Here is a 21573-nt window from a genome sequence, read left to right as displayed (position 1 = left end):
AATACAAATAAAAAAGACTTTTGCTATGAAAACAATATGCCTATATTTTGAAATACATCAAATTATTCATTTAAAACGTTATCGTTTCTTTGATATAGGAACTGACCATTATTATGATGATGATTTTGAAAATGAGCGTAGTATAAGTGATATCGCGGAGCGCTCATATATGCCTGCATTAAATGCATTTCAAGAAATGATTCGTGATAATGGTAAATATTTTAAACTTGCATTTTCTATTTCTGGCGTAGGTTTAGAGCAGTTGGAGATGCATGCTCCTCAGGTAATAACAAAATTGCAAGAATTAAATGACACTGGGTGTGTAGAATTTCTCGCAGAACCATATTCGCATGGTTTGTCTTCTCTTGTCAACGAAGAGACATTTGCAGATGATGTTAAGAAACAAGCTGCAAAAATGCAGGAATATTTTGGTAAGAAACCTACAGTGTTGCGTAACTCTTCTCTGATTTATACAGATTCTATTGGTGCACAAGCGGCAGCGATGGGATTCAAGGGAATGCTTACTGAAGGTGCAAAACATGTTTTGGGATGGAAGTCTCCACATTATGTTTATAATTGTCCGATGGCTCCAAATCTTAAACTGTTATTAAGAGATATTGAACTTAGTGATGATGTAAGTTTACGTTTTAATAACAGTGAATGGGATGGGTATCCTTTGTTTGCTGACAATTATATGGACCGAATTGCATCTCTTCCGGAAAATGAACAAATAATTAATATTTTTATGGAGCTTTCTGCTATAGGAATTGCTCAACCATTATCTTCAAATATACTTGAGTTTATAAAAGCATTGCCGGCATGTGCAAAAGCTAGAGGCATCAATTTCTCTACACCGACAGAAATTTGTTTAAAGATGAATAGTGTTGGTGATTTGGATGTTCCCGACACTTTATCTTGGGTAGACGAGGAACGTGACGTAAGTTGCTGGCTCGGAAATCCGATGCAAAGAGAAGCATTTAACAAATTATATAGTGTTGCAGATCGTGTCAGGATTGCAAATGATCCGCGCATTAACCAGGATTGGGATTACTTACAGGCAAGCAATAATTTCCGATTTATGACAACCAAACCATCAAATGTTGGTTTAGATAGAGGTATATATAGTTCTCCTTTTGATGCCTTTACAAATTATATGAATATATTAGGTGATTTCATGAATCGTGTGAATACACTTTATCCAGAGGAGATTGACAATGAAGAACTTAATTCTTTACTTACAACCATAAAGAATCAAGGTGATGAAATCGAAATGAAGGATAAAGAAATTGTACGCCTAAAAGCCAAAGTTGAAAAGATGCAGGCTGCTGAAGAAAAATTAAAGGTGAAGATGGAAAAGGCAAAATCTGCAAAACCAGCAGCAAAGAGAACATCAACAAAAAAGGTCGCCTCGAAGACTCCTGATACTGAAAAATAATATCTGACAATTATATTATTGATGAATAAAGGATTGAGACTTGTCATTTAATTTGTGGCAAGTCTCAATTTTGTTATCATTAAGATACTATCTATTTTATAATTAAAAACGTGTGCGGTGTCGTTTTGTTAGGATATAATTTATTGCATAATTTCAATTATTCCATATACCATCGAAATTATATATAATGTTTTTCTTGAATTTAAAAACTTAAAATTATAGTCTAATATTTTATGTTATTTGATTTTTCGGAGATTTACAATTGTCTTTCTTTTTTCCTTTTGAACATGCATCACTAAGAGGACATCCTGTACATGGACCATTATTGTGTGTAAATGTTCGATATATTTTTATACCAATATATACGATGCCGGAGATGAGTATTATTGCTACTATGATAATCTGCATGTTGAAATTTCGACTGAAATAGATTATTGATTTTGAGATGCAAATTAGAAAAAGCTTACCACTGATATTGTTATAGAATTGTTAGAATCTTAATTTATCGACATTGATAAGTAGTTTAATCTTCTTTCTAAAAAGGACAAATGTGGTTTACTGAATTAAAACGTGTGTTTACTATTTCTTTTATTATATTTGCTTATGAGAAAAGTAAATCTCTTCTTTTAGGCATGTATTTTTTCTTTATTCTTGTTTATAAAATCTTTCCAACTTCTATATGTGTGGCTTGTAGTTGGGGCGTTAGACTGCAGGAAATGACAATATGCAGCAGCCAATGCATCTGTTGCATCCATAAATGGGGTCAATTTTTCTTCTTTTATATTTAATAAACGTTTGAGCATACCGGCAACTTGTTCTTTTGAGGCAAGCCCCTGTCCTGTTATTGCCATTTTAATTTTTAATGGGGCATATTCGTGTATTGGAATATCGTAGTGTATCGCTGCTGCAATAGCAACCCCTTGTGCTCTGCCAAGTTTGAGCATCGATTGTATGTTCTTACCGAAAAAAGGTGCTTCAATCGCCATTTCGTCAGGTAGAAATTCCTTTATAAGACTACTCACTCGGTCGAAGATGCGTCCTAGTCTTAGATATGGGTCATGAATTTTTCTCATATCTATGACGCCCATAGCCATCATAGACGCTTTGTTGCCATTAACTTTGAGCAACCCATATCCCATTATATTTGTTCCGGGGTCTATGCCTAATATAATCTTTTCCGGTTTAATTGTCATTACGTCGTTTAAATATTTATTTAAAATATGGGTTATATGTTATCTCGTCTTTGAGTGTTGTCTTGTCGCCATGCCCAGGAAGTATTATTGTTTCTGCAGGGAGAGACGAGGCAATTTTCTTTAAACTATTTATTATTTCATTATAACTACCAAATTCAAAGTCTGTCCTGCCTATACTCATTCTAAATAAGGTATCTCCAGAAAATGCTATAGATTCATCTTTACAATAAAACAATACGGAACCGGGCGTATGGCCTGGGGTTTGCAGTATGCTGAAACAATGCGTACCAAATGAAATTGTATCTGCTTCTTTTAAATATTTTTCAACTTCAGGGATTTCTTCGTTGTAAGTTAATCCGATAAAAGTATAGGCTTGTTCTTTTAATTTATGCATCAATATTTTATCATTAATGCATACTTCCGGTTTAAGCCCAAATTCTTTATATATAGCATAATTCCCAAAATTATGATCAATATGTGCATGTGTACAAAGCAGATGTTTTGGAATGAGTTGGTTGTCTCTTATATAATTTGTAATTTCCTTTTTCTCTTCTTCATAAAAAGCACCACAATCAATGATAACACATTCTTTGGTGTCATCGCTTACAATGTAACAGTTTTCTTGAAACATGTTACATACGATTCTTTGTATGTTCAGCATTGCGTTTAATATAACTTAAAGTGGAACGTAAATAAGATATTTATTCTTAAACCATTCTTCATTAAACATTTTGCTTATATCTGTAACTTCTGCAATATGCTTAAACTTACTTATTTCATTAGAGACGTCTCCTCCTTTGAGGCAGAATATGCCATTGGGCATAGAATTGCGGTGATTATTACTTATATTTTTCTTTATTATGCGTATTAAATCAGGCAATTGCATAACAGCCCTGCTAACGACAAAATCATATTTACCCTGCTCGTTTTCACCTCTTATTTGTTCTGCTTCGCAGTTCTTCAGCCCGATAGCTTTCGAGACTTCATTTACAACCAATATTTTTTTTCCTGTACCGTCTATTAATTTGAATTGAGTTTCAGGAAACATTATTGCAAGAGGAATACCAGGAAATCCACCACCGGTACCAAAATCTAATACTTTTGTTCCAGGTCTGAATTTTATTGCATTAGCTATTGCCAGGGAATGTAAAACATGATGTTCATATAAAGAATCAATGTCTTTTCTTGATATAACATTTATTTTATTGTTCCAGTCGTGATATAAATCATACAATGCTTCAAACTGCTGCTTTTGAGCATCTGTAAGTTTGCTGAAATATTTTAATATTGTCTCCATTAGGCATTATTTCTTCTTAAAAAGATTTTCCAATTCAGAATTACTAATATCAACTCTAATTTCTCCTGCTGCATGATATGCAATTTCGTCAGGCGAATAAATGAAAGTTATTCCATCATCATTAATTATAAAATTATCTGAAGGGTAAACATCTATACCCATAAAGATGCTTTTTTCGTTAAGTTCATTCAAATTTTTCACATTATATGTCTTACATAGATTTTTTACAATCAAATCATTCAGCTCAATTTCATAACCAGGTACAAAAAGGTCTTTTAATGAAACAATTTTACCGCTTTTTTTATTTATGTTCTTTGTTATTATAACAGAACTCCCATGAGCACCGCCACCATAACTATAAATGTTTGCTATATAGGTATAGTAATCTTCAGCCTCTTGGCTGACATATGTTTTGACAATATATTCACAATTGTATGAACTGCCATGAGTTTTGTCTGCTTTATATAAACTACCATAATCAACCTTATAATCATTCAGATACCTTGTCATAAAAGAATCTGCAGCTTCAGGTACAGATATTTTCTGTGGTGTTATAGAAAAGTAGTCAGGACACAATACTCCAGATCTTATAATAGAATCGTTTATATATTCAGCGTTTTTCCCTTTTGCATAAGTGAGACATAAACTGATATGGCATCGTGGACCTGCCGTATCTTCTGTAAGAAATACTGTAGAATCCATTTTGATACTGTCAAACATGATGCTGTCCGTTCCACTCTTATTGGAACTAGATGTGCCTCCGCATGAACAAATCATTGATAATACGGAAAAAACAAAGCATAAGGAAATTATTAATCTTCTCATTTTATCACTATTTAATTGCAAAATTAAATCAAACCAAGGAAAACCACAAATAATTTCTGTTTTATTTTATAAATTGATTAATTTTGCAGCCGTAAAATTATATTAGTTATGGCAAGTAAACAGATTCGTGCAGCACTTTTTGATTTAGATGGTGTTGTCTTTAATACAGAGGACCAGTATACTGTTTTCTGGGGCAGTCAGTGCCGTTTATATCATCCGGATAAACCAGGATTGGAATATACCATCAAAGGACAAACTCTTGTGCAAATATTTGATAAGTATTTTGCTGGAATGGAGAAAGAACAGTCTGAAATAGTAAAGCGACTCGATGAATTTGAGCATACAATGAAGTTCGAGTATGTAGACGGATTTATTGATTTTATCAAGGATCTTAAGGAGAATAATATAAAGACAGCGGTAGTTACCAGTTCTAATATAATGAAAATGAATTCAGTGTATGAGTCAAGACCAGAATTTAAATCATTATTTGATATTATACTTACTTCTGAGGATTTTGAGAGAAGCAAGCCAGATCCTGATTGTTATTTAAAAGGTGCAAAACACTTTGGTCTGTCACATGATGAATGTGTTGTTTTTGAAGATAGTTTTAACGGATTGAAATCGGGAAGGGCCGCACAAATGATGGTTGTCGGATTGGCTACAACAAATACAAAAGAGTCGATTTCTCCATATTCCGATTATGTCATATCTGATTTCAAAGGGCTTAATTATCAAAATTTATGCAAAATATTGTGTAACTTAATTTAAAAGCATTAATTTTGCAGCCAATTTTAAGATAGGGGTTTAATTGTAAATACTCAAAACATATCAAATAAAAGATAAATATGACAGGATATTTGGTTAATGACACCCGTAAGGTAACAACCCATCGTTTTATTGAGATGAAGCAGCGTGGAGAAAAAATATCTATGCTGACATCTTATGATTTTACGACAGCAAGCATTGTAGACGGAGCCGGTATTGATGGAATATTGATTGGTGACTCAGCTTCAAATGTTATGGCTGGTAACGGAACTACGTTGCCTATAACAATAGATCAGATGATTTATCATGCAAAATCTGTTGTACGCGGAGTTAGTCGTGCTTTAGTTGTATGCGACATGCCGTTCGGCAGTTATCAGGTTGACCGCAAGGAAGGCATAAAGAATGCTATCCGCATAATGAAGGAAAGCGGATGCGATGCTTTAAAGCTTGAAGGTGGTGCTGAAATTATAGACACGATAAAAGGTATACTTGATGCCGGAATTCCTGTAATGGGCCATCTCGGTCTGACACCACAGAGCATCAACAAGTTTGGCACTTATGCTGTACGTGCTAAAGATGATGCAGAGGCTAATAAATTGCTTTCAGATGCCAAGTTGCTTTCTGAGGCAGGGTGTTTTGCCTTGGTCCTTGAAAAGGTTCCATCTGTTTTAGCTACAGAAGTTTCAAAGGAAATTCATATACCTACAATTGGTATTGGTGCAGGAAATGGCACTGACGGTCAGATTCTTGTTGTTGATGACATGTTAGGTAAAACAAAAGGATTTAATCCTCGTTTCTTACGTAGATATGCAGATCTTAATAGCATCATGACTGATGCAATAGGACAATACATCACTGACGTGAAAGATTGCTCCTTCCCGAATGAAAACGAATCTTATTAATGTACACACAAAATACTCCAGTACATGTAAAGCTTTGGCATAAGGATTTTTGGCTAATGGCGGTAGCCAATTTGTTATTGACAGTTGCCGTTTATATCCAAATACCCTTATTGCCAATATGGATGATAAAGGATGCCGGATTTTCGCCTGGTGTAGTAGCTGTATCATTAGGAATATTTGGCCTGGGAGTTTTTTCTCTTGGCTTTTTTTGTTCCTATCTTGTGCAGAAGTATCGCAGAAATCTTGTATGTATCAGATCGATTTGGGTATTGGTCATATGTTTTTGCGCACTTTACTACATACAGCGTGGGCATGTATTTCAGATAGAGGGATACATACTGATTCCTGTACTTCGGTTTATTCAGGGAGCCGCCTTTGGCTTAGCTCAGATGGTATTGTCCAGTACATTAATAATTGATACATGCGAGTCTTTCCAACGTACAGAAGCAAATCATTCTTCTGCTTGGTTTTCCAGATTGGCATTATCTGTCGGACCATTAATATCGATATTACTCACGCCAATGTTGAGTGTTAGCACTATTACTTTAATTTCTGCTGTATTGTGCTTATTGTCAACGTTTTTGATATTATCGGTGAAGTTTCCGTTCAGAGCACCTGAAGATGTGATATGTAAGGTTTCATTAGATAGATTCTTTCTCCCTCAAGGCAAATGGCTGTTTCTAAATCTTTCATTGGTTGCCGTTGTCGTAGGGTTGTTTCTATCCGCAGAACATACGTCCACTTTTTATGCCATGCTGATGGCGGGATTTATTCTTGCTATGTTGTCGCAGCGTTTTGTGTTCGTAAATGCAGAATTAAAGAGTGAGGTTGTCACCGGAATATTGCTGATGATGGCAGCGTGCCTGATGTATTTTTCGGGTGACAGGAATGCGATTAATTTAATTTCGCCAACATTGTTGGGATGTGGAATTGGCATAATTGGAGCACGTTTTCTTTTGTTCTTTCTGAAATTAAGCCTTCATTGTCAGCGTGGAACGTCGCAAAGCACGTTTTTCTTGTCATGGGAATTTGGTATTTCTTTAGGAATATTTTTGGGATATTATTTTTTCTATAATGACATTAGTGCTATGTACATTGTGGCATTAACAATATTGTGTATGGCCATGCTGATGTATCTGCTGTTTACGCATACTTGGTATATTAAAAATAAGAACAGATAAGGAATATAAACTTTCGTGCATATTTAGATAGTTTTATTCTGAATGTGCCAGAAAAGAATAATGGCGGGGAATATAGACTTTGTTCTGCTTTCCGTCATTATTCTTTTTTTAAAGCCATTTGGTTAAAAAAATATAATAATATTTGTTGATTTAAAAATATGTTCGTATATTTGCGAACAACATTTGATTATATGGATGAAAAAAGGGATTATACAATAAAGCAGGAAAGGCTTGCCAGATTTGCAAAAGCATTGGGCCATCCGGCACGTATTGCCATAATGAATTTCTTGGCAAAGCAAAAAACTTGCTATTTTGGTGACATTAATGAAGAGCTTCCTATTGCGAAGGCTACTGTTTCTCAGCATCTAAAGGAACTTAAAGATGCCGGTCTGATACAGGGTGAGGTAGAGGCTCCTAAAGTGAAATATTGTATTAATAATGAGAATTGGAATTTGGCTAAAGCCTTATTCTCAGAATTCTTTGGGCAATGCATATGTAAAGCAGGAGGGTGTTGCGACTGACAACCTTCTCTTTTTATGTCTTATGTTCGTTGTTTTGCGAATAACGTTTAACTAATAAATATTGTAAAATGGAAATTAAAGTTTTAGGTACTGGATGTGCAAATTGTAGAGCACTTTATTCTGCGGTAGAGCAGGTTGTTAATGAGTTAGGCTTAAAAGCCGATTTAGTGAAAGAGGAGGATTTGATGAAAATAATGGAATATAACGTCATGAGTCTTCCTGCTTTGGTTGTTGATGGAAAAGTTGTAGCCAAAGGACGTATAACTAAAGATGAGATACGCACAATTTTGACAAAATGAAAATATTGAAATTATGAAGAAATTCGTGTTGCTTTCATTATTGTGCATGTTCTTGTCTACAGGATGGGTTTTTGCACAAACCGGCAAGTATGTTGAGGTTATTTATTTTCACGGCAAACAGCGATGTCCGACATGTAGAGCTATTGAAAAATACACCAAAGAAGTTGTGTATAACGATTTTGCCAAGTTTGTCAAGAGCGGAAAGGTGCGTTTCAAAGAGGTTGATATTTCTACACCTCAAGGCGAAAAGATAGCCGATAAATATCGTGTCAGCTGGTCTTCGTTATATGTAAACGGATGGAATAACGGAAAAGAAAAAAGGAACGACCTGACACGTATGGGTTTTAAGTATGCCAGAAATAATACGGCACAATTTAAAACCGAGCTTAAGAAAAAGATTAATCAGTTGTTGAAATAGTATTTACGTATGGAATACTTGCAAAGCTTGCTTGATAGCAGCGAGATACCTGTTGTTACAGCATTTTTGCTTGGGCTGCTTACAGCTGTAAGTCCTTGCCCTCTTGCAACCAATATTACTGCAATAGGTTTTATCAGTAAAAATCTTGACAGCCGTAATCGCATATTCTTGAATGGTTTGTTATACACAGCCGGCCGTATGATTGCGTATTCCGTCCTTGGCGCAATACTTATAGTGTTGCTTAGGCGTGGAGCCGACATGTTTTTTATACAAAAAGGTGTTAGCGAGTGGGGCGAGCTGCTTCTTGCTCCAGCATTGGTTCTAATCGGCTTGTTTATGCTTTTTAGCGACAAACTTCATTTGCCGAAATTTGGCTTCAGTGCCTCGGAAAGGACTGAAAGGCTGAAAGGAGCATGGGGCAGCCTCCTTCTTGGGATATTATTTGCTATGGCATTTTGTCCTACAAGCGGACTGTTTTATTTTGGTATGCTTATTCCTATGGCTGCTATGGAAGGTGAGGGCTATTTCCTGCCCGTTGTCTATGCCCTGGCTACAGGCTTGCCGGTCATGCTGGCGGCATGGGTATTAGCCTATAGTGTGTCCGGAATAGGAAAATTCTACAATAAAATGCAAGTCTTTCAGAAATGGTTCAGCCGTATAGTTGCAGTCGTGTTTATATTTGTCGGAATATATTATGGCTTGATGATGTATAATTTGATATGAAAATTTTGATATTGTGTACCGGAAACAGTTGCCGGAGTCAAATTGCGCATGGTTTCTTGCAGTCGTTTGACGATAGTCTTTATGTACGTTCAGCCGGAACAAAGCCGGCTGAACAGGTAAACTCGAAAACTGTGGCCGTAATGAAAGAGGCCGGAGTTGACATAAGTAGTCATATTCCTGTGAATGTGATGGAATATCTTGATGAGTATTGGGATTACGTCATAACAGTATGTTCCGATGCCGATGCAACATGTCCGGCATTTAAAGGCAGGGTGGGCAAGAGGTTGCATATCGGTTTTGATGATCCTTCAAGATTGTCGGGTGACGTAAATTTTATTATGACGGAATTTAGGAGAGTGCGCGACGAGATTAAAAATGCCTTTGCCAGATTTTATCTGACAGAAATAAAAAAAGCGGAACTGCCCCGCTGCGTGTGTGAATAGTATTTTTTTATATTTTCTGTTCGTATTTTTACAAACATAAAAGATGTGATATTATGATACAAAGTTTTGCAGATTGGCTTGTGTATGATGTGTTTGGTCTTAATGCAGGTACGGCGTTGGGATCGTCAGTTAATTTCTTTTTTTATGATACGATTAAAATATTGCTTCTGTTGCTTCTGATTAGTATAATCATGGGCATTATTAATGCATATTTTCCAATAGAGCGTCTACGCGAATATCTGGTTTCGCGTAAGTTATATGGCTTGCAGTATTTTTTCGCTTCGCTGTTTGGTGCAATAACGCCATTCTGTTCCTGTTCGTCAATACCATTATTTATAGGCTTCGTAAAGGGCGGAATACCATTGGGAGTTACTTTTGCATATCTTATAACCTCACCATTGGTAAATGAGGTGGCTGTAGCAATGTTTATCGGAACATTCGGCATAAGGATAACTGCCATATATGTAATAAGCGGCATTTTACTTGGAATGATTGGCGGTTACATTCTGGGAAAAATGAGATTGGAGCGTTATCTGAGCGATTGGGTTAGGCAAATTCAACTTAATTCCATCGCCGGTTCTAATGCATGGGAACGAGACAATACTCCATTCATGCAGCGTTTGCCGATAATTGTAAAAGAATCGTTAGGTATAGTTAAGGGTGTGTTGCTTTATGTGGTAATAGGTATTGGCATTGGGGCTTTCATGCATGGTTATGTACCAGAAGGCTTTTTTGAACAGTATATGTCAGAGACAAATTGGTTTGCTGTTCCTCTTTCTGTTCTGCTTGCAGTTCCCATGTATGCCAATGCAGCAGGAATAGTGCCTGTTATTGAGGTGTTTGTGGCAAAAGGCATTCCTGTGGGCACGGCTCTTGCTTTTATGATGGCAGTTGTGGGCTTGTCTTTGCCGGAAGCAACACTTCTTAAAAAAGTTATGACATGGCGTCTCATCGGCATTTTCTTTGGGACAATAACGTTATTTATAATTATCTCCGGTTACTTGTTCAACATCATCTTGTGATATCTTGTTGCAAATTAGGCTGTCCTATTCAGGGCGTATGATGTTGAATGGTCATATGCGGTTGTTCGTAAATAGGACAATTGTTAATAGCGTAAGTAGTAAAAAGTTTTGTCATTATTTTTTCCTGTTCTAGAAAAAATGTTCCGTGTTTTCTTAGTAAAAGCCGTAATGTAAAGCGGCTTTTATTAAGTTTTACGTCCTTTTTCACTGATTTTACTTTGAAAAATCAGTTGTTTCTTACTTAAAATGTGCTGAGTTTTGTAGCAAAATACATTCTTTTATTATGTAAAAGATGACCTTTTATCTTGTAAAAGGCCGTTAATGACGACGGTATTGTCATTGATGCAAAATACAGAATTATATAATACATTGATTTTCAGATGATTACGAATAAGTGGTGTTTTGCCTAAAATTTTGATGTTTTAGTCGTATTTGCTTTGAGCATGGCTATTCTGAGCGCTTTAAATGAAAATAGAATAAATTTAACAGTTCCGTAATAGTACAATTTGACGAAAAGTCAGTCGAATATTTAGGGTGGTTGAAACATCCTTGTTTTATGTTATTCTGCTTTGTTTTTTGTTACATTGCAATAGCTTATAAAAAATAATGTTTAAATTTGTAATTACATTATGAAAACCATTTACAAGTAGATATATTTTAATAATACCAATATAAATATGGACAAATTAATGAGCATTCCTGAGTTGACATTGAAATGCGAGGAAATCAGAAAACGTTTGTTAGAGGTCGTATATAAAGCCAAAGCCGGTCATATCGGCGGCGATCTCTCGTCTTTGAATGTATTGACAGCATTGTATATGCGTGTCATGAACGTAAACCCTGAGAATCCGAAAATGGAAGGGCGCGACCGTTTCATTATGAGCAAGGGTCACTGTGTGGAAGCACTTTATTGTGTGCTCGAGGCAAAAGGTTTCATAACAAAAGAACTTGTCGACACTTATGGTGATTATCTGTCTGTGTTGGCAGGTCATCCTACGGTTGAAGTCCCGGGTATAGAATTTAACAGCGGTGCATTAGGTCACGGTCTTTCAATTGGTGTAGGTTGTGCCATTGCCGCAAAAATGGATAAGAAGCCTTATCGTACATTTGTACTTATGGGCGACGGCGAGCAGGGCGAAGGCTCAATATATGAGGCAGCCATGGCCGGAAGCAATTATAAGTTGGATAATCTTGTTGCAATGATAGACCGAAACGGCTTGCAGATAAGTGACACAACTGAGAATGTGATGAAACTTGAGTCTCTTAACGAGCGCTGGAAGGCTTTCGGATGGGATGTATATGATGTTGACGGCAACGATATTGAGGCTATTGTTAACTGCCTTGAATCGATAGAATATAACAACGGAAAGCCTCACATGGTTGTGCTTCATACAACAAAGGGCTTCCACGTTTCATACATGGAAAATGTGCTGAAATGGCATCATGGCGTGCCTACGGCAGAGGAGTATGAGAAAGCTATCGCTGAGATTACTAACCGTATTGAAGAACTTAAAAAGAATTGTTAACAATGGAAATAAAAAGTGTTGCTTGCCGTAAGAGTTTTACCGATGCACTGGTTGAACTTGGTAAAAAAGATAAGAATATTGTAGCCGTAACGACCGATGCCCGTGGCTCGGTTACTCTGACAGATTTTGCAAAAGAATTGCCTGAGCAGTTTGTTGAGTGCGGTATTGCAGAGCAGGATGCTGTAGGCATTTCTGCCGGTTTGGCTTCATGCGGAAAAAAAGTGTTCGTATGTGGTCCTGCATGCTTTTATGTAGCACGCAGTCTTGAGCAGGTAAAGGTTGACGTGGCTTATTCAGGCCAACCGGTTAAGATTCTGGGCGTAAGTGGTGGCGTTGCATATGGAGCTTTGGGCGCCACTCATCATAGTTTGCATGATATTGCTGTGCTGCGCACATTCCCCGGCATGCAAGTTGTACTTCCTTGCGATGCACGACAGACACGTAAACTTGTTGAGCAGCTTGTAGATTATCCTCATCCTGTTTATGTTCGCGTTGGCCGTAATGCTGTTCCTGATGTTTATGAAGATAATAATTTTGATTATCAGATTGGAAAATCTATACAGCTTCAGGATGGTAAGGACCTGACAATTATTGCTACTGGTGAAACAGTTTGGCATGCTCTTCAGGCCGGAAAGCGCCTTGCAGAGGAGGGTATAAGCACTCGTGTCATCGACATGCATACTCTTAAACCAGCTGATACTGAGGCTATAGTTAAGGCTGCACGCGAGACAGGACGAATAATGACAGTAGAAGAGCATAGCATGTATGGTGGCTTGGGAGCAATTGTTGCAGAAACAGTGAGTCAGAATTGCCCTGTTCCTATGCGTATACTCGGTATTCCTGACGAAAACGCTATTCATGGCAAGCCATTGGAGATATTCCATTATTATAAGTTAGATGCTGAAGGCATTTTTGCTACAGCTAAAGACTTTTTGAAGTAAAAGCCTTTAGTAACTTATAGAAGGTTTTGAAATGAGATATATTATAACCGTTGATCAAAGTACGTCAGCCACAAAGGCAGTGCTCTTTAACGAGCATTGCCAGTTGGTCTGTCGTAAGAATGTTGCCCATAAGCAATATTATCCTCAGCCGGGATGGGTTGAGCATGATGCAGAGGAGATATATAATAATATGGTCGAAGCCATACGTGAGGTGGTTAAGACTGTAGATGATGCCGAAGCATCTTATTCTTTGGCAATTACAAACCAGCGTGAGACGGCTGTGGTTTGGAACCGTTTTACTGGTAAGCCGGTATACAATGCCGTGGTTTGGCAGTGTCAGCGTGGAGCAGCTATATGCAATGAATTGAGAGAGCGTGGATATACAGACCTGATTCGTGAGCGTAGCGGACTGCTCATTGACCCATATTTTGCAGCTAGTGGTGTCAAATGGATATTGGATAATGTTCAGGGAGCACGTCAGGCTGCAGATAATGGAGAACTTCTGATGGGTACGATTGACACATGGCTTGTGTGGAAACTGACAGGTGGCAAGGAGCATGTGACAGACTATACCAATGCGTCGCGTACAATGTTGTTTAATATCCATACATTAGACTGGGATGATGAACTCCTCAACTTGCTGACAATACCACGCAATATGATGGCAAAGCCTATGCCTTGCGATTCTGTATTCGGTGAAACAACCGTAGAGGGAGTTTTTGATGAGCCTATTGTTATTGCCGGTATGCTTGGCGATTCACATGGTGCTTTGGCTGGTCAGATGTGTTTTGAGGCTGGTATGGGTAAAGCAACATATGGAACAGGTTCGTCTGTTATGGTGAATATCGGTGAAAACGCTGTGACAGCTCCCGAAGGTCTCGTAACTTCAGTTGGCTTTGCTGCAAAAGGCAAGATTTTCTATGCTTTTGAAGGAAATATTCATTGTACTGGTGCGACAATCAAATGGATGACTGACAACCTGCATCTTATAGAAAGCCCTGCGGAAATAGAGAAGTTTGCTCTCGAAGTTCCGGATAACGGAGGAGTTTACATGGTACCGGCATTTGCAGGTCTCGGTGCTCCGTGGTGGAACTCTCAGGCAAAGGCTATGATATGTGGAATGACTTTGGCTACAGAGAAAGGACATATCTGTAGGGCTGCATTGGAGGCAATAGCTTATCAAATAAAAGATTTGATTGACCTGATGACAAAACAAGCCGGAATAACTTTAAAGGAGCTGCGTGTGGACGGAGGACCTACCAAGAATCAACTTTTGATGCAATTTCAGGCAGACATGCTTGATGCATGCATCAATCGCTCTGATATAGAAGAGGCATCAGCAATGGGAGCTATGATTATGAATGGTCTGGCACGCAAGGTTTGGAAGGATATGGATGAGGTGGCTGCATTGCGCACATCTGACAATCGTATATTCCCGGCCATGTCATGTGACGAGCGTGAACGCCTTTATGCTGGTTGGACAGAGGCCATACATACTGTTAATAGAAAATAAATCATAAATAATAAAGACGAAAACACTATGAAGAAACAAGCTAAAACAGGAAAGGAAACGTTTGGACTGATTATCGGTACCCGTGCGTATTTCAACTCAGAGTTGGCTGTTGATGTACGTAAGACGTTGTTGGAAGAGTTAGATAAAGCCGGATACGGCTATGTTATATTGGATGAGCAGGACACTCCTACCGGTGGTTCTATGGAGACGGTTGAAGACGGCAAAAAATGTGCTGCGCTGTTCCGTGCTAACCGTGATGACATCGACGGAATAATTGTGTCTCTGCCTAACTTTGGCTTTGAAGTAGGAATAATCAATGCTATCAGTCGCGCAGAGTTGCATGTACCTGTTCTGGTGCAGGCTTGCGACGACCAAAACGACAAAGTTGATCTTGATAGCCGCCGTGACGCCTTCTGTGGAAAGATATCTGTTTGTAACAACCTGTATCAGTATGGAATACCGTTTACAGATACAACATTCCACACCTATTCTATACACAGCGACTTGCTGATGAAGGATATCAACAAGTTTGCTGCCATCTGCCGTGTTGTACGTAAACTTACTCATGCACGTATAGGCCAGATTGGTACACGTCCACTCGGATTTAACACATGTCGTGCAAGTGAGAAACTTCTCCAGGCAAGTGGTATAACTGTTGTGCCTGTAGACCTCAGTGAGATTCTTTTCAATGCAAGAAAAATAGATAATGAAGCATCTGCTTTGAAGGCAAAAATGGAGGAGATAAGCCATTATGCAAAGGTACCAGAGGCTTATCAGGAAAAGTTGGCATTACAGGCTAAGTTCGGATTGGCAGTAGAAGAATGGATACAGGCTAATGAGGTTGATGCAGCTGCAATTCAGTGTTGGGATTCTCTTGAGCAGAACTATGGATGCGCAGCATGCGTTACAATGAGTATGCTTGGCGAAAAGCTTATTCCTTGTGCTTGTGAAACTGATATCGCCGGAGCGGTGTCTATGTATGCTTTGAGTCTTGCTTCAGGTAAACCGGCTGCATTGCTAGATTGGAATAACAACTTTGCTGAAGACCGTAATAAATGTGTATGTACTCACTGTGGAAACTTCCCGAAGAGTTTTGTTAATAACGACCTTAAGCTTGGACCGCTTGGCGTTCTTGGTAGAACCTTGGGTAAGGTTAATACATTCGGTGCTGTGTATGGAAAATGCACTGAAGGAGATTTTACATACTTCCGCATCTCTACGGATGATACGCTCGGCTGTATAAAGAGTTATCTCGGAAAGGGAGAGCTTACAAATGATCCATATGGTATGGATGGATGTATAGCTGTCACCAAAGTGAACAATTTGCAGAAACTTATGAAGTTTATTTGCAAGAACGGCTTTGAACATCATGTGGCAATGGTTCGCACTGATGTAGTAGATATATTGAGTGAGGCCGTAGAAAATTATCTTGGTTGGGATATTTATGTTCATGAATAAATAATAAAAGTCTTGTTGTTATTTATAACTGCAAGACTTTTGTTTAGTTGCCTAACTTTGCTGTCTTTTTTGATGGCCAAGTTAGGTTTCCTTTTCTCTATCAATTGATTTTTGGTAGAATTTATATAGACATTTTCTTTATTATAGAGAAAACATAAAGATACTTATAAGGTATGAATATTTAGATTATGGAATACATAAAATCCGTTTTGTGTTAAAATATATGTATTAAACTTGCATAATGATCCTATTCCTTTATGAAAGAAATAGTTTTTCATATAAAAATATTTACCAATAATTTTCATTTATAGTGTGGATTGTGTATATTTGCATAATGAAAATATAAGATAAAAATACTTTCTGTGTTTATTGTCTTGTATGTTTGTAAAAATACTATGAAATGAAATAAATATTAATAATTTAAAAAGTAGATATTATATGTTTGAAGGACAGCCTAAAGGGCTTTATGCGTTAGCGCTTGCAAATACGGGCGAACGCTTCGGTTATTACACAATGCTTGCAATTTTCACATTATTCTTGCAGGCTAAGTTTGGTTTCACAGCCACAGTTACATCCAATATCTTTGCCGGATTCTTGGCATTGGTCTATTTCCTCCCGGTTGTAGGCGGTATATTGGCTGATAAATTTGGTTTCGGTAAGATGGTGACATCCGGAATCGTAGTTATGTTTATCGGCTATATATGTCTGGCGATACCTACTGGCAATAATGCTGTAGGAATTGCTGCCATGGTAGGATCTTTATTCCTGATAGCCCTAGGTACCGGTCTTTTTAAAGGCAATTTGCAGGTAATGGTTGGTAATCTTTATGATGATCCAAAATATTCTGCAAAACGTGATACAGCCTTCTCAATATTCTATATGGCAATTAATATTGGTGCACTTTTTGCACCTACAGCGGCTGAGAAGATCACAGACTGGTATATGAAAACCCATAATTATGTTTATAATGGTGATATTCCTGCCCTTGCACACCAGTATCTTGATGGTACTCTTTCAGGAGAGGCTTTGACGAAGTTTATATCTTTGGCATCTTCTCAGAATGTTGCAACTGACGCTTCTTCTCTTACAAATTTTGCAAACGACTACATCAACGTGCTTTCACAGTCATATCACATGGGATTTGCTGTAGCATGTGTATCATTGATTATTTCTATGCTTATTTATGTTTTAGGCCGTAAGACATTTAAGCATGCAGATGTGAATGTTAAGCAGGAAGCAGAAAATAACGGCGAATCTTCAGTTCATGTTCAAGAACTTACTCCTGCAGAGACAAAGTCACGTGTCGTAGCTCTTTGCTTAGTGTTTGCTGTTGTAATTTTCTTCTGGATGGCATTCCATCAGAATGGTCTTACACTTACCTTCTTTGCGCGTGACTATACGGCTGCAACGGCCACAGGACTTACACGTATTGGCTTTGACGTATGGAATCTGGTACTCATTGCAATCGCTGTTTACGGAGTATTTGCTATATTCCAGTCAAAAGAATCAAAAGGTAAAATCATTTCTACAATTGTTACTATAGTTTCACTTATTGTGTTGTACTTTAATTACAATGCAATGGATGAGTCTATCAGTATCCTCCCTCAGAAGTTCCAGCAGTTTAATCCGTTCTTCGTTGTTGCACTTACTCCTGTTTCTATGGCTGTATTCAGCTATTTGGCTAATAAGGGCAAGGAACCTTCTGCACCGCGTAAAATAGGTATAGGTATGTTTATCGCTGCTGTTGGTTTCATGATCATGGTTCTTGGTTCATTTGGACTTCCTGTTCCAGATGCACTTGCATCAACTACGGGTGATTATCGTGTAACTCCAAACCTCCTAATCGGCACATATCTTGTTCTTACATTTGCCGAGTTGTTCCTTTCTCCGATGGGTATCTCTTTTGTATCAAAGGTTGCTCCTCCAAAGTATAAGGGACTTATGATGGGTGGATGGTTTGCAGCAACTGCCATTGGTAACTATTTAGTTTCTATTATCGGTATGCTATGGGGCGGTCTGCCATTGTGGATCTTGTGGGGTATTCTTGTTGTACTCTGTTTAATATCTGCAGTGTTTATCTTCTCTATTATGAAACGTTTGGAGAAGGTATGCTAATGTCTGAAAATAATTATATCAAATAGATAACAACCGGATAGCCTATAAAAGAAGCTATCCGGTTGTCGTATTTTTTGAACTAATCTATTTTTTACTATATGCTTTTATTATGAGGATAATTTTGTATGCATTCTTATTTGTGCTTTGGGGCTTTCAAAAAATATCTGCTGACACTTTTCGTAGTATAGAATCAGAGCGGATTAACAAACGTGATTCGTTGTTATCCATTATTACAGGAGCAAAAATTTCAGACAATATAATTAGTATCACAGATTTTGGGGCCATTGGAGATGGGGTTAAAAATGATAAGCCGGCTTTTGACAAAGCAATGCAAAGTGCAGCGAAGCAGGGTGGGGCTCATATTATAGTGCCGTCTGGAACGTTCCTGCTTAAAGGACCCATACATTTTGTGAGCAATGTGTGTCTTGAACTTATGGATGGGGCTATTATAAAATTTGATTCTAATCCTAAATATTATCTTCCTCTCGTTAAAACAAGTTGGGAAGGTACATTCTTATATAATTACAGTCCCTTTATTTATGGATATAATCTTCATGATATATCAATAATTGGCAAAGGAAAAATAGATGGCAATGCCTCTTCAACGTTTGCAACATGGAAGTCAAAGCAGAAGGAAGGGCAGGCTCTCAGCCGTAAAATGAATCATGAAGAGATTCCCATTGAATTGCGTCGTTTTGGTAACGGTTTTTGGTTAAGACCACAGCTTATACAATTCTACAATTGTAAAAATATAACCTTATCTGATGTGTTTATAACTAATTCGCCTTTTTGGTGTATTCATTTACTTAAGAGTGAGAATGTCATATGCCGTTCCCTTCGTTACGATGCAAAGCTTGTGAATAATGATGGTATCGATCCTGAGTGTTCACGAAATATTTTGATAGAGAATATTGAGTTTAATAATGGTGATGACAATATTGCAATAAAAAGTGGACGAGATAATGACGGATGGGCATCAACTATGCCTTCTGAAAACATTATTATACGTAATTGCCGTTTTAAAGGTTTGCATGCTGTAGTGCTTGGCAGCGAAATGTCTTCAGGAGTTCAAAATATTTTTGTCGAGAATTGCACATATGGTGGTTATTGTAAACGTGGAATATATATTAAGACCAATCCTGATCGTGGTGGATTTATCAAAAATCTATATGTGAAGAATTGTAGGTTTGATGAAGTAGAAGACTTGTTCTATGTTACAAGTATGTATGCTGGCGAAGGACTTAATAATATTCATTATACAGATGTAAAGAATATTTATGTTGACAGTCTTTTTTGCCGTAAAGTAAGAAAGGCTGGATTAGTATTACAGGGTACGTCTCGGAAACCGATATCAGATGTTATTTTTAGCAATGTTGAAATTCAAGAGGTGGATAATGCTGTAAGTTTTGACAATACGTTGAACGTTGAGATGCGAAGTTGCCATATTGGTGGACGTGTTGGTGTACCGTCTCAGGCTTCATCTGCAGATAAACTATTTGTGAAATAGTGATAATTATGTGTCATGCAAACATTGCAATTAGCATGTATAAAGTAAAATCATGATAAGATAAATACATTATAACAAAGAGGGTGTCTTAAAAAGAAAGACATCCTCTTTGGCGTTTGGTAGTAATCTGCTTATAGTCAGAAGCTATAATGCTGCATCATGAAGAATTTCTTCAAGCGTTGGATGAGTATGAATTATATCCACTAAGTTTTCTGTTGTTCCGTTGAAATTCATAATAGCCGTTGCTTCCTGAATCAAATCAGCAGCATGAGCCCCATATGCATGGCATCCGATAATCTTATTATCTTTATCTGTTATCAACTTTACCATGCCTTCGCTTTCATCCATAGCCAGAGCTTTACCATTAGAACGATAGAATCCTTTACGGGTATTATATTCAATACCCATTGAGTCACATTGGTCAGAAGTTAAACCAACTCCTGCAACTTCAGGATTAGTGAACACTGCTGCGGGCATAATTTCCATGTGTATAGCATCTTTCTTTCCGCAAATATGATTTACTGCCCTCATGCCTTGAGCAGTGGCTGCATGTGCAAGCATTGCACGTCCGTTAACATCACCAATAGCATAAATTCCATCTATGTTGGTTTGCATATTGTCATCAACTTTGATTCCCTTGTTATCATAGTTGATATCTGTATTTTCAAGCCCAAGTCCTTCGATGTTTGGTTTGCGGCCTGTCGCAACAAGCACAATATCGGCTTCAACTTCTTGAGGTTTGTTTTTCTTGTCAAAGCATACTATTAACTTATTGTTATTTTTATGTATGCTTTTTACAGCAGACTGCATATTAAAGTTAACTCCGCGACGCTCCATAACTTTGCGCATACGTTTTGCTATATCAGAGTCAATGGCGGGGAGACATTCTTTTAGAAACTCAATGACAGTAACATCGCTTCCAAACGTTTTAAACACTGAAGCGAACTCCATCCCTATTACTCCTGCTCCAATTATGCATAAATGTTTTGGAAGCTTTTCCAAATTAAGAAGTTCTGTTGACGTAACAACTCCTTCTTCATCAATGCCTTCGATTGGAGGTAATTTTGATTCCGAACCGGTTGCAATTATAATGTTATCAGCTGTATATTCTTCACCGCCTGCAATAATAGTCTTAGAATCTTTAAATGAAGCACGTTCTTTTATAAATGTTATGCCAGGAGATTTCATAAGCCCCTCAACTCCTTCACGGAGTTGGGCGGTTGCCTGTTCTTTGCGAGTCATGGCTTTGTTGAAATCAACTTCAGGTCGTGAACCTGTCATTGTTACAACTGCTTCTATCATGTCTGCTTCATGGCATAGTGTTTTTGTTGGTATACATCCTCTGTTAAGACATGTTCCACCTGCTTGTCTGTCTTCAAAAATTATTGTATTGAGGCCATTTTTTGCAGCATGGCATGCAGTGTTATATCCACCGGGGCCACTACCAATTATAATAAGGTCTGTTTTCATTTATTAGTATTTTCTTTAA

Annotated in this window: 21 protein-coding genes; 16 read left to right on the top strand and 5 right to left on the bottom strand. The window is 37.6% G+C overall.

Annotation, left to right across the window (positions count from 1 at the left end; genetic code table 11):
* Positions 1 to 25: 25 nt before the first annotated feature.
* Positions 26 to 1435: a glycoside hydrolase family 57 protein gene (locus EJL04_RS05460; RefSeq protein WP_125104319.1), complete on the top strand. Its 1410-nt coding sequence runs from the start codon at positions 26 to 28 to the stop codon at positions 1433 to 1435.
* Between the two features lie 626 nt (positions 1436 to 2061).
* Here EJL04_RS05460 and ruvC read toward each other — a convergent pair.
* From ruvC to EJL04_RS05435, 4 genes are read right to left on the bottom strand one after another with little or no spacing between them, the layout of a single operon-like run.
* On the bottom strand, positions 2062 to 2628 hold the full coding sequence (gene ruvC, locus EJL04_RS05450) for a crossover junction endodeoxyribonuclease RuvC (protein WP_125104317.1): 567 nt from the start codon (positions 2626 to 2628) through the stop codon (positions 2062 to 2064).
* A 16-nt stretch (positions 2629 to 2644) separates the two neighbouring features.
* The gene (locus EJL04_RS05445) at positions 2645 to 3289 is read right to left on the bottom strand and encodes an MBL fold metallo-hydrolase (RefSeq protein ID WP_021855465.1); all 645 of its coding nucleotides are present in this window, start codon (positions 3287 to 3289) and stop codon (positions 2645 to 2647) included.
* 15 nt (positions 3290 to 3304) lie between these two features.
* On the bottom strand, positions 3305 to 3925 hold the full coding sequence (rsmG, locus tag EJL04_RS05440; RefSeq protein ID WP_053398560.1) for a 16S rRNA (guanine(527)-N(7))-methyltransferase RsmG: 621 nt from the start codon (positions 3923 to 3925) through the stop codon (positions 3305 to 3307).
* A 6-nt stretch (positions 3926 to 3931) separates the two neighbouring features.
* Positions 3932 to 4750 carry an RsiV family protein gene (locus tag EJL04_RS05435; protein WP_125104316.1) on the bottom strand — a complete coding sequence of 273 codons (819 nt, stop codon included), beginning with the start codon at positions 4748 to 4750 and terminating at the stop codon, positions 3932 to 3934.
* A 108-nt stretch (positions 4751 to 4858) separates the two neighbouring features.
* Between EJL04_RS05435 and EJL04_RS05430 the strand changes: the two genes are divergently transcribed.
* The 15 genes from EJL04_RS05430 to EJL04_RS05360 all read left to right on the top strand — a co-directional run bounded on the left by EJL04_RS05430 (position 4859) and on the right by EJL04_RS05360 (position 20084).
* Positions 4859 to 5518, top strand: coding sequence for an HAD family hydrolase (locus tag EJL04_RS05430; protein WP_021855462.1), 660 nt, complete (start codon positions 4859 to 4861; stop codon positions 5516 to 5518).
* A 77-nt stretch (positions 5519 to 5595) separates the two neighbouring features.
* Positions 5596 to 6417: a 3-methyl-2-oxobutanoate hydroxymethyltransferase gene (gene panB / locus EJL04_RS05425; protein WP_053398563.1), complete on the top strand. Its 822-nt coding sequence runs from the start codon at positions 5596 to 5598 to the stop codon at positions 6415 to 6417.
* The gene (locus tag EJL04_RS05420; RefSeq protein ID WP_125104315.1) at positions 6417 to 7598 is read left to right on the top strand and encodes an MFS transporter; all 1182 of its coding nucleotides are present in this window, start codon (positions 6417 to 6419) and stop codon (positions 7596 to 7598) included. The genes panB and EJL04_RS05420 overlap by 1 nt, the downstream gene beginning before the upstream one ends.
* Before the next feature lie 191 nt (positions 7599 to 7789).
* Complete coding sequence (locus tag EJL04_RS05415; RefSeq protein WP_053398564.1) at positions 7790 to 8119, top strand: ArsR/SmtB family transcription factor; 330 nt, start codon at positions 7790 to 7792, stop codon at positions 8117 to 8119.
* Positions 8120 to 8187: 68 nt separating this feature from the next.
* Positions 8188 to 8418 (top strand): thioredoxin family protein, encoded by a 231-nt coding sequence (locus tag EJL04_RS05410; protein WP_021855458.1) that lies wholly within the window; start codon positions 8188 to 8190, stop codon positions 8416 to 8418.
* 13 nt (positions 8419 to 8431) lie between these two features.
* The gene (locus EJL04_RS05405; RefSeq protein ID WP_021855457.1) at positions 8432 to 8836 is read left to right on the top strand and encodes a nitrophenyl compound nitroreductase subunit ArsF family protein; all 405 of its coding nucleotides are present in this window, start codon (positions 8432 to 8434) and stop codon (positions 8834 to 8836) included.
* A gap of 9 nt (positions 8837 to 8845) precedes the next feature.
* Positions 8846 to 9559 carry an aromatic aminobenezylarsenical efflux permease ArsG family transporter gene (locus tag EJL04_RS05400; RefSeq protein WP_021855456.1) on the top strand — a complete coding sequence of 238 codons (714 nt, stop codon included), beginning with the start codon at positions 8846 to 8848 and terminating at the stop codon, positions 9557 to 9559.
* Positions 9556 to 10002: an arsenate reductase ArsC gene (locus tag EJL04_RS05395; RefSeq protein ID WP_125104314.1), complete on the top strand. Its 447-nt coding sequence runs from the start codon at positions 9556 to 9558 to the stop codon at positions 10000 to 10002. Before EJL04_RS05400 ends, EJL04_RS05395 begins: the two co-directional genes overlap by 4 nt.
* A gap of 53 nt (positions 10003 to 10055) precedes the next feature.
* Positions 10056 to 11024, top strand: coding sequence for a permease (locus EJL04_RS05390; protein WP_125104313.1), 969 nt, complete (start codon positions 10056 to 10058; stop codon positions 11022 to 11024).
* 689 nt (positions 11025 to 11713) lie between these two features.
* Positions 11714 to 12550: a thiamine pyrophosphate-dependent enzyme gene (locus tag EJL04_RS05385; RefSeq protein WP_125105302.1), complete on the top strand. Its 837-nt coding sequence runs from the start codon at positions 11714 to 11716 to the stop codon at positions 12548 to 12550.
* Positions 12551 to 12552: 2 nt separating this feature from the next.
* Positions 12553 to 13491: a transketolase family protein gene (locus EJL04_RS05380; RefSeq protein ID WP_125104312.1), complete on the top strand. Its 939-nt coding sequence runs from the start codon at positions 12553 to 12555 to the stop codon at positions 13489 to 13491.
* Between the two features lie 31 nt (positions 13492 to 13522).
* Positions 13523 to 15004: a glycerol kinase GlpK gene (glpK, locus tag EJL04_RS05375; protein WP_125104311.1), complete on the top strand. Its 1482-nt coding sequence runs from the start codon at positions 13523 to 13525 to the stop codon at positions 15002 to 15004.
* A gap of 27 nt (positions 15005 to 15031) precedes the next feature.
* Positions 15032 to 16462 carry an L-fucose/L-arabinose isomerase family protein gene (locus EJL04_RS05370; protein ID WP_125104310.1) on the top strand — a complete coding sequence of 477 codons (1431 nt, stop codon included), beginning with the start codon at positions 15032 to 15034 and terminating at the stop codon, positions 16460 to 16462.
* Between the two features lie 438 nt (positions 16463 to 16900).
* Positions 16901 to 18577 carry a peptide MFS transporter gene (locus tag EJL04_RS05365; RefSeq protein ID WP_125104309.1) on the top strand — a complete coding sequence of 559 codons (1677 nt, stop codon included), beginning with the start codon at positions 16901 to 16903 and terminating at the stop codon, positions 18575 to 18577.
* 109 nt (positions 18578 to 18686) lie between these two features.
* Complete coding sequence (locus EJL04_RS05360) at positions 18687 to 20084, top strand: glycoside hydrolase family 28 protein (RefSeq protein ID WP_125104308.1); 1398 nt, start codon at positions 18687 to 18689, stop codon at positions 20082 to 20084.
* Positions 20085 to 20228: 144 nt separating this feature from the next.
* Here EJL04_RS05360 and lpdA read toward each other — a convergent pair whose 3' ends face one another.
* Complete coding sequence (lpdA, locus tag EJL04_RS05355) at positions 20229 to 21554, bottom strand: dihydrolipoyl dehydrogenase (protein WP_125104307.1); 1326 nt, start codon at positions 21552 to 21554, stop codon at positions 20229 to 20231.
* Positions 21555 to 21573 lie beyond the last annotated feature (19 nt).

It is taken from the genome of Prevotella marseillensis (assembly GCF_900625065.1).
Lineage (GTDB): Bacteria > Bacteroidota > Bacteroidia > Bacteroidales > Bacteroidaceae > Prevotella > Prevotella rara.
The sequence above is the reverse complement of the archived record's forward strand: the minus strand, read 5'-3'. Positions and strand labels throughout refer to the sequence as shown.